At 38.5% G+C, this 8,811-nt stretch carries 10 protein-coding genes; 8 read left to right on the top strand and 2 right to left on the bottom strand.

Annotated elements, in window-relative coordinates; translation table 11 throughout:
• Positions 1–252: 252 nt before the first annotated feature.
• The 8 genes from DW657_RS15490 to DW657_RS15535 all read left to right on the top strand — a co-directional run bounded on the left by DW657_RS15490 (position 253) and on the right by DW657_RS15535 (position 7,755).
• A complete protein-coding gene (locus DW657_RS15490; protein ID WP_118313335.1) occupies positions 253–1,269 on the top strand; it encodes a hypothetical protein in 1,017 nt (338 codons plus the stop codon).
• A 10-nt stretch (positions 1,270–1,279) separates the two neighbouring features.
• On the top strand, positions 1,280–1,759 hold the full coding sequence (locus tag DW657_RS15495) for a hypothetical protein (protein ID WP_118313336.1): 480 nt from the start codon (positions 1,280–1,282) through the stop codon (positions 1,757–1,759).
• A gap of 13 nt (positions 1,760–1,772) precedes the next feature.
• Positions 1,773–2,465 carry a hypothetical protein gene (locus tag DW657_RS15500; protein WP_118313337.1) on the top strand — a complete coding sequence of 231 codons (693 nt, stop codon included), beginning with the start codon at positions 1,773–1,775 and terminating at the stop codon, positions 2,463–2,465.
• 78 nt (positions 2,466–2,543) lie between these two features.
• Positions 2,544–3,011, top strand: coding sequence for a hypothetical protein (locus tag DW657_RS15505; protein WP_118313338.1), 468 nt, complete (start codon positions 2,544–2,546; stop codon positions 3,009–3,011).
• Positions 3,012–3,224: 213 nt separating this feature from the next.
• Positions 3,225–4,826, top strand: coding sequence for a MobV family relaxase (gene mobV / locus DW657_RS15510; RefSeq protein ID WP_233547158.1), 1,602 nt, complete (start codon positions 3,225–3,227; stop codon positions 4,824–4,826).
• An 863-nt stretch (positions 4,827–5,689) separates the two neighbouring features.
• Complete coding sequence (locus DW657_RS15525) at positions 5,690–6,058, top strand: hypothetical protein (RefSeq protein WP_119229272.1); 369 nt, start codon at positions 5,690–5,692, stop codon at positions 6,056–6,058.
• A 93-nt stretch (positions 6,059–6,151) separates the two neighbouring features.
• Positions 6,152–6,469: a helix-turn-helix domain-containing protein gene (locus DW657_RS15530; protein WP_117586804.1), complete on the top strand. Its 318-nt coding sequence runs from the start codon at positions 6,152–6,154 to the stop codon at positions 6,467–6,469.
• Between the two features lie 2 nt (positions 6,470–6,471).
• The gene (locus DW657_RS15535; protein WP_118313345.1) at positions 6,472–7,755 is read left to right on the top strand and encodes a type II toxin-antitoxin system HipA family toxin; all 1,284 of its coding nucleotides are present in this window, start codon (positions 6,472–6,474) and stop codon (positions 7,753–7,755) included.
• Here DW657_RS15535 and DW657_RS15540 read toward each other — a convergent pair.
• Both DW657_RS15540 and DW657_RS15545 read right to left on the bottom strand, forming a co-directional pair.
• On the bottom strand, positions 7,739–8,017 hold the full coding sequence (locus DW657_RS15540; protein ID WP_118313342.1) for a type II toxin-antitoxin system antitoxin SocA domain-containing protein: 279 nt from the start codon (positions 8,015–8,017) through the stop codon (positions 7,739–7,741). The genes DW657_RS15535 and DW657_RS15540 overlap by 17 nt on opposite strands.
• Positions 8,018–8,177: 160 nt before the next feature.
• Complete coding sequence (locus tag DW657_RS15545; RefSeq protein ID WP_118313343.1) at positions 8,178–8,720, bottom strand: hypothetical protein; 543 nt, start codon at positions 8,718–8,720, stop codon at positions 8,178–8,180.
• Positions 8,721–8,811 lie beyond the last annotated feature (91 nt).

An 8,811-nucleotide genomic window follows, 5' to 3' on the forward strand; every position in this document is an offset into this window, starting at 1 on the left:
TTGGATGATAGTTGCGGATTTTAGGATATTCTCATTTACCTATTATGTGAGATAGCGTATCTGTGTCTTTTTGTGGGGATGAATATGCCATATAGTTGTTATTTGGAATATTATTGTTTTCTTTTTGTTCCTATAGTCTATAGGTGGATAGAAAAAGAATATGTTAAATAAAAAGGTATATCGTGATTATGCAGCCGTTTCTATCTAATTTATATACTTTTGCGATGAAATTTTCAATTAAAACAATGATTTATGAAATTTAAAAAGGTATTATTATTAGCGTTGCTTTGTTCCTCTGTCCTGGTGGGGTGCGAGGAACATCCTTCTTTCAAGACTTCCGTAGATGCTGTGGAAGGTTGCAAGAAGGAGCTAGCTGAGTTGAAGGAAATGGATGATGTATCTGTGGAGAATCTAGCAAAAGCTACCTCTGCATGGCTGGAAATACAAGATTCGGCTTATAGTGTGTTCTCTCGTGACACTACCATCAATCTAAGAAGCCCTGTTGCCATGGCTTACTTTGTTGTGTCGGATTCTATACGTGGAGAACTCAAAAGACTGGCGTTTGCCAATCCTCGTTCTCTTCGTGATGTCATGTATCTTAAATTGAATACGGCAACGGCAAGAAAGAAGATAGAAAAGTCCGATGTGTATAAGGAGGCATTGGATTTCTATGACAAGCTCGATAAGCAAGATACTTATCCAAACTTGACAAAGACACTTGTTGTGTATTCGGCTTTGCTGCATAATGCCAAGCCTTTCAAGCATGAAAGTGAACTTCTTGGATTCATCTCTGAAGAAGATAGATGCTTTCGTTCTTTGATGAAGTTTTTGAGTCAGGTTTCTAATGAGCAACTGCAGCAGCTTACTGATGCTACTGCTGGCATCTTCGATGGATTGTATTCTTCAGTCGGCAGAAAAGTTGATGATGTCAATGATCGTACAATGCTTTATCTTACCATGCGTTTCAATCGCCGCATCGTTCAAAATGCCTTGGCTTGCAAGCAAGATGTGGAGAATGGAAAGAAGCTTAGTCATCTCCAGAGGGCTAACTACAGATGGATGCTCATTCAGCCGTTCATGGCTATTGATGACTATTCTACTGCTGCGCTAACAAGTAAGCAAAAGGAGGCTCTTCTTGATATGTCAAATGAGCTTCCTATGTTGCTGAACAAATTGGAGTTGGAAAAGCAGACTAAGGAGGAAGAAGATAAATTTACAAAAGTCCTTTCCGAATATTTCTTGAAATCGTATTTGTCAACATCTTTATAATAATAAAAACATGAACGAACTTATAGACTATACTCTCATCGAGAATGAGATTTTGAAAGATTCAATCTCTGATTTCCTCTCGGAAATTAGAGAAAAATCACCTGAATACTTCAATTCCCTTGGTGTGAAAACAGTATTGCACCGTGGCTATGCAGAAGTGTTTGTACTATTGAACAAGCAAGTGATGATGGAACATTTGGTGGATGAGCTGGCTAATGTGTTGGGCATCCATGTTCTGTATGCCGTCCGAGATAATAAAGGGCAGACATATAAGGCTGTGGCTTATTCCGTTCCTGTGGAAAACAAAATGTATGTCATTCATCTGGCTTCACAACAACATGGTGTCATAGAAAACATGACGGTCAACTTCTATGATAGCTTGGAGATCATGTACAAGCAGGTTTGTAAGGAATTTACCAACATGCCGAAGTTTGATATGTTTATCCTTGAAAAGGAAAAGTACTCGGATGTCATAAACAGTTTCTATTAAAAAGTGCTGAGGTATGTTTGCAATAACATTGAAGGTGATATTGGCTTTTGTGCTCACGGCCATTCCTTTTGCTTTTCATCTCTGGGTGAAGCCGAGACAAGCGTCCTCTACCAAGTGGGGGAACTTATACTCCGTGCTTTCTGCTATTTATGAAAGGATGAAACATAGTGACAATGCAAGAAAGTTCTTTACACGTGTTTTCTTGATAGTCCTCCTGTTTGTTCTGTACGTGGATTTTGAAGCAGCGAACGCTGCCAATCTTCTTAGTAATGAATTAGCTCAGGGAAGAGTAACGATGACAGGTCAGATTGTAAATGTAGCTGACCTGTCGTTGCTAGACAATATGTTTGATAGTGGGGAAGAGATAGCTGATTATTTCTATCCATTCCAAACACCAATTTTCCTTTCTGTGGTGTGCTTGATGGTAGTTAGTCTGATGTTCTATTATCGGATTTCGGATAAGGTTCTATCCTTTCTGCATGGCAACAATATGGCATTTTCTCTAGTAGCACAAACTGTCATTTTTGTTATGGCTGGCCATTGTGGACAATACTTGTGCGCAGCGGAAACTGTGTTCATCATATTGATGGCTGCTGCCGTTTATCCAGATAAAACAGGCGAGGGAGTGCCTGGAGGAAGAAAAGGAATAGAGTATTCAAAAAAGGAAGAATTGTTTTGGAAAAACGCAGAGAGAAAAGCTGCTTAGTTTTCTAACAAAGGAAAAGATTGTGAAGGTATTGCACTTCACAGATTTTCCATATAAAATATGATGTAAAAAATAGTTATGAATGACAATAAAAAAGTACAAGGTATAGATAGCAAGATATGGGAATTGTCTGATGAGATAGTTCTTCCGATTAATGTCTTCATCTATCTGGCCAATGACAGGGCTTACAACAACCCACTGCGTCTTTCAAAGATTCAAGCCTTTGTGGATTTGGTGGATCATTATCTGGATTCTCTTCAGAATGAGCAGGACGCTGCACTTAATATAGCAAAACTGTCAAGGCGTTGGAATTGGACACGCCCAACGGTTATAGCTTATGTCAATAACCTCAAAGCAATGAATGCTTTTGAAGTGAAGGACTCGAAGGAAGGAAAGAACGTTTCGATTAATCCGAATATTCTTTCTTCTCCAAGGTGGGGCAAAGCATCCGGTGGCAGAGAAAGCGGAGACTCCCTACAGTCTCGACCAACCCAGCCACATCTCTCTTCCGATGAAACGGAAGAAAACTCTGTGACAGAAAAATAAAAATATTCACATAGAAAGGATTCTTTACAAATGCGCTTGCGCATGGGCGGATTTTTTTCTCTGCTCTAGTAGCCTAATACGGAGTTTCTGCAAAACTCACTGTAACCCCCAAAAATGAAAAGTAATTCATTTTGACATTCGTGCGGCAAGCCGTGGGGATTATTAGGCTCAGGGACTTCTTCCCTAAGAACCCTTCTTTAAAGCAAATAACATATGGCAGGAGCAAAAAATGTAATAGACATGAGACCGGGAAAGGGCTTTACCACTTCCCAAAGTAATGAACACCTCAGAGTTTTCTCTGATAAGGATAGAGCTAAAAAGGCTCAGTGGAATTATGACCCTTCTCGTGAACACCTTAACTTTGAGATTGGGAAAGGTGGGGTTGTTATGAAAGTCAACAAGATGAAATCAATACCCCAGAGGATTGCAGAGAACTTGGAGGCTCGTGGAATAAAAGACCCAAACTTGTCTTTGATAAATCAAGGCAAAAGGCCTTACTTTAAGACTGTTGCTAATTTTATTCTGGGAGGAAACCGAGAGGTCATGCGCAACTTGGCGTTTGGAAACCAAAATGTAAATTGGGAGCAAGGAGCTGACAATACCCAGTTGAAACGTATGCCTGAGATTGAGAATTGGGCGAAAGATGCTTATCGATTTATGTGTAAAAAATATGGTGAAAAAAACATAGCTGCTTTTGTAGTGCATCTTGACGAGGCTAACCCACATATTCATTGTACTGTTTTGCCTATTACTCCAAAGGAAAAGTTTTCTTTCTTGGGGGTATTCCTTGATGGACATGATGACAAGGAAGCTTTGTCTAGACATATGACTAATCTTCATACAGAGTTTGCCAACGAGGTTGGTATAAAGTATGGATTGGAACGTGGTGACAGCATCAAAGAAACTGGTGCCGAACATCGTACGACCGAAGAGTACCGTGAGCGACTTTGGAAGGAAGCGCAGCAAAAAGAAGCTGAGGTGGAGGAAAACAACAAGACCATCGAGGGCAATAAAAAGACTATCGATACCCAGAACAATATCATGGATTCCCAAAGCCGAGAAATCAAACATGCGGCAGCTCGTTTGAAGGCCTTGCAGACTATGATTAAGAATCTTCAAACCCATAAGTTGGATTTGGAAGGTGAGGTGAAAAAGTTGGAGCGTGACTTGGAAAGCGGTAAGATTACTAAAGAAGAGGCAGACCGTAAACTTGCGCAAATCAACGCTGATATTGAAAAAACGAAAGAAAAGATTGCTGACAAAATAGAAAAGTTGAAAATCGCTCAGCGACAACTAGACATTATCGAAGAGAAGAAGAACAAATTTGAGGCGAAGGCTGCTATGGCAGAAGAGAAAGCGACGGAAGCTGAAAAGAAATATAATGAAGTGAAGGCAAAAATAGACAAGGAAACTCCTGCTCTCAACAAACAGGTGATGCGTGAGATGCAAGCTCTGGGTTATCACCTAGGTGCCATCGATACTCAAAATAGATTGGAAAGGTATAATGAGTTCAAGGCTCAATTACCTAATGAACAGCGTGAGTTCTTGGACAGTACAGTTGGCAAAATATGGGATGGTTCCTTCATGGAACAAATTGCCGAGAACACATCTGCAGTTTGTTCTGTTGCCACTGCTCTTTTTATGGGCTACCTCGATAGTGCAACGACCATTGCTGCTAGTCATGGTGGAGGCGGAAGTCCTGGCAGTGATTGGGGTAAAAAGGATGACGAGGATGACCTCGCTTTCCGTCGCAGATGCTTTGGAATGGCTATGCACATGATGAGGTCTGGAAACAAGCAGCAGCGAAAACGTTGATGCGGTTCTTATGGAAGAATATAGAGATATACTTATATAAAGGTATGGTTATAGGAATCTTTCTTTATTTTGTTATTACCTTATATTCTTCTATAATACTATATGTATATAATGCAATAATTATAGATTTGTTTGTTTATATGCTTATATCTTTATTGTTTTATATAAAGTATTGTAATAAAGTAGAACAGGAAAGTAAAACATATATACATTAACGGATAAGATGGCGTGATGGAAATATGAGATATTTTACATCCAAATTAAAAAGATTGCATGGTGTCAAATTATATAGTTAGAATAATGTAACAATGAAGGAACATAAGTAGGCGAAAAGTTCAAGTTCCAAGGTATGACCTTGGTGGCGGTTGAGACAAAGAAGCCAACCTGTACCGGCTGTTTCTTTGAGGGTAAAATCTTGGAAACTTTAAGATGTGCATCTTGTGAGCGTTCAGACCACAAGAATGTAATCTTCAAGAAAATTGAGGGGTAGAAACTGCAAATAGTAAGTCTTTCTTTCTCTAGTTTAGAAAAAATGTTGTACCTTTGCGGTGCATCAAAAAGAAGATAGTATGGATAAAAATATGTTTTTTAATACAATACAGGAATATAAAGAACTGGGCATGTCTAATCTCATAGATTATGACAAGTTCTATTTATATTCCATCGTAACTCATTCCACCGCCATAGAAGGATCTACTATGACAGAGGTGGAGAACCAAGTGTTGTTGAAGAGGGCTTGGCACCCAGGGGAAAGAGCATGGAAGAACTTAATATGAATCTCAAAGAGGAAATCAAAAACTATAATTTGTCTCTAGGGGATGATTCTATGGAAGAGACTGTTTCACAACATATGCATAGATAAAATGAAAGCATTGTTTCCTATAAAAAAGGAGTATGTCAAGAAAATCTTTGATGGCTCCAAGGCGTATGAATATAGAAAGTCCTTTTGCTCTTTGGAAGTAGATACTATTGTTATCTACGAATCAAGGGGAAAGGGACTTGTTGTTGGTGAGTTTGAGATAGCGGATAGGTTATGTGATACTCCAAGAAATATATGGGAAAGAACAAATGGGTATGCTGGTATATCGGAAAGTGACTTCTTTTCATATTTCGAAGGGAGAGACAAGGCTTGTGCTTATGCTGTCGGGAATGTCAATGTGTTCTTGAAGCCCAAAACTCTCCAAGACTATGGAATTAATGTCGTGCCTCAGAATTTTTGTTATATCAGATAAACTTAAATTAAAAAAAGTTATAGAATGAGCGGAATGTTATATTCATATAACTTTATTTTGTATCTTTGTTGCGTATATATAACATTATAAGCAATGACAAAGTTTACAAAAGCAAATTGGATGACCAGACAACTGGCGGAGAATCTTTGTGTAATGGGTGAGCAACTTAAAATGGCGAGAATGAGGAGAAACTTGACCATGGAAATTGTAGCAGCAAGAGCACAATGTAGTCGCCAAACTTTGGCAAGATTGGAAAGTGGCTCACCTGAAGTTTCAGTAGGGGTATTGGCACGTGTTTTGAATGCACTGCAGATGCCTGATGAGTTGTTGCTCATTGCTAAGAACGATGAGATGGGAAAGGTCATACAAGATATTGATCTAAAGAATAAAAAACGTGTAACAGGAAAATGACAATGGAAAAAATTAAGGTTGTTGCCGACTTTGATTGGCTTGAAAATGAGGAAACTATAGGACTTCTTGGGCATGAATCTCAGAGGGGGACAGATGTATATACCTTTGAGTATGATAAGGACTGGTTGAAAAGACATCCTTCTTTAAATCTAGGAAAGGAGCTGCAATCTTTTCCTGGGGTTCAATATAATCCTACAAGAAACAGGATATTTGGAACATTCTCTGATGCACTGCCTGACAGATGGGGACGAAGACTTATTGATTTGAGAATCCACCAGGAAATGAAAGACTCTGGAGAACGCAGGGTAAATATTTCTGATTGGGACTACTTGAAAGGAGTGGAGGATTCCTTAAGAATGGGTGCTTTTCGTTTCAAGGACATAGCTACAGATGCTTACATAAGTTATAATAAGTCATATTCAATTCCACCAATTTTGTTCTTGGATGAACTGTTGGAGGCTGCAGGTCAGATAGAGAAGAGTGAGTTGAACAGAATGGAACCTGAATCAAGATGGATTCAGCGAATATTCCAACCAGGTTCTTCTATGGGAGGAGCTAGACCTAAGGCTTGTGTGAAGGAAGGTGAAGATTTATATGTTGCGAAATTTCCTTCTGTAGGGGATGAGATAAACATTTCACGTTGGGAATATTTTGCTCATTCTATGGCTAAGGATTGTGGTATAAACGCTGCGGAGTGCAGAGTGGTTTCAAGCAAGGATAGTCGTGATGTCCTTTTGTCTAAAAGGTTTGACAGAACAGAGAATGGAAAGAGAATACACATGGCATCTTCTCTTACATTGTTGGGATTGAACGATGGTGATGGGGAAAGTACAGGAAAGGGGTATCTTGATATTGTGGATTTTATTGTGGCCAATGGAAGTGTTGATATGGAAAAAGAATTGGAGGAACTGTATCGCCGTGTGGCGTTCAATATTTGCATAGGCAATACTGATGACCATTTCAGAAATCATGCTTTCCTTTTGAAAAAGGATGGATGGCACCTGTCACCAGCTTATGATATGAACCCTACCAACAAATATTACCATTCCTTGCTAATCGATGGTTATACCAATGAATCTAGCTTGGATGTACTTTATGATGCCCATGAAAGCTATATGTTGGATGAGACAACTGCAAGAGGAATTATTAAGGATGTTACTCGCAATATGAAATATTGGGAGAGCATGGCTTTGAGATGCGGTTTGTCAAGAAGTGATCTAAAAGTTTTTCAAGAACGTATAGAAGAAGGGATGGAATGGAAATGTGGTTCTACACTACATAGATAGAATAAGTGAAGCCTTTGAGGTCTGTCGATTCGTCACCGTTCTCCGCCATCTTCACCACCTTGTAGGTGAGCGACGGAACAGGACCTAACTGACGTGCCTTAAAAGTGTCCTCGGCAATCGTCAAACCGTAGGTCGCCAAATACTCACGTTGTGCAAAATACATGATTTTAAACAGCTTGATATAGTCCAAACCTTCCTTGAAGTGCTGCAATATATACAACACAACCGCTTCTATCTTGTTTATCTGCTCCTGTGATTTCATATTGTTATAACGTTATATTCCGCTGCAAAAGTACGACAAATATTTCTAATCTCCAAACTTTTATGAGTTTTTATGGCTTACAAACAAAAAACTCCTGATTCTCTCGAACCAGGAGCGTTGAAATCGTCTAAACGAAAGAAAAATAGTATTTCTGCTATATTTATCTCTTTGAATATATAATACGAGAACCATCTCTGAAACGAATCCAAACTAAATCTGTTTCATACTCAAAAACATGTTTATATTTTGATATTGTTCTAAAAACAATAGTAGGCGCATCAAAGATTTTTGGAATCATCATCACTTCCACCATAGCCTGAATAGATTCTCCTGTTACTATAGAATCTGGTAAATCCTTGTAAAGTTCCAGCACATCATTTGTAGCTTTATCCACTGTATCTTTTGGAAAAATATAATACTGATCTTCATATCCATATATATCTGACACAATATTAGAAAGACTATCTTGTCTGCCATTATGAAGGGAAAACCAAGATCCTTCATAATAAGTATATTCTACAGGTTTTTTACCCTTTGTCTCAATTGTTATTTTCGACAACCCTTTATCAATGATAGTCTTTACATCTTTCTCCCATACCACATCGTCAAACTTATCATACTTTTTGACCTTTGTATAGATTCCTTGTGCATTTGCTACAAATGCAATCAAAAAGAACAATGAACTTAATAAAATCTTCTTCATATTTTCTCTATTTTTTGGTTGTTTTACTTTCTTTTTTACATTCTGTCTGGATATGCTTTATCATCCTAAAATCCGCAACTATCATCCAATA

The sequence above is a fragment of the Prevotella sp. AM23-5 genome (assembly GCF_003473645.1).
In the GTDB taxonomy this organism is placed as follows: domain Bacteria; phylum Bacteroidota; class Bacteroidia; order Bacteroidales; family Bacteroidaceae; genus Prevotella; species Prevotella copri_A.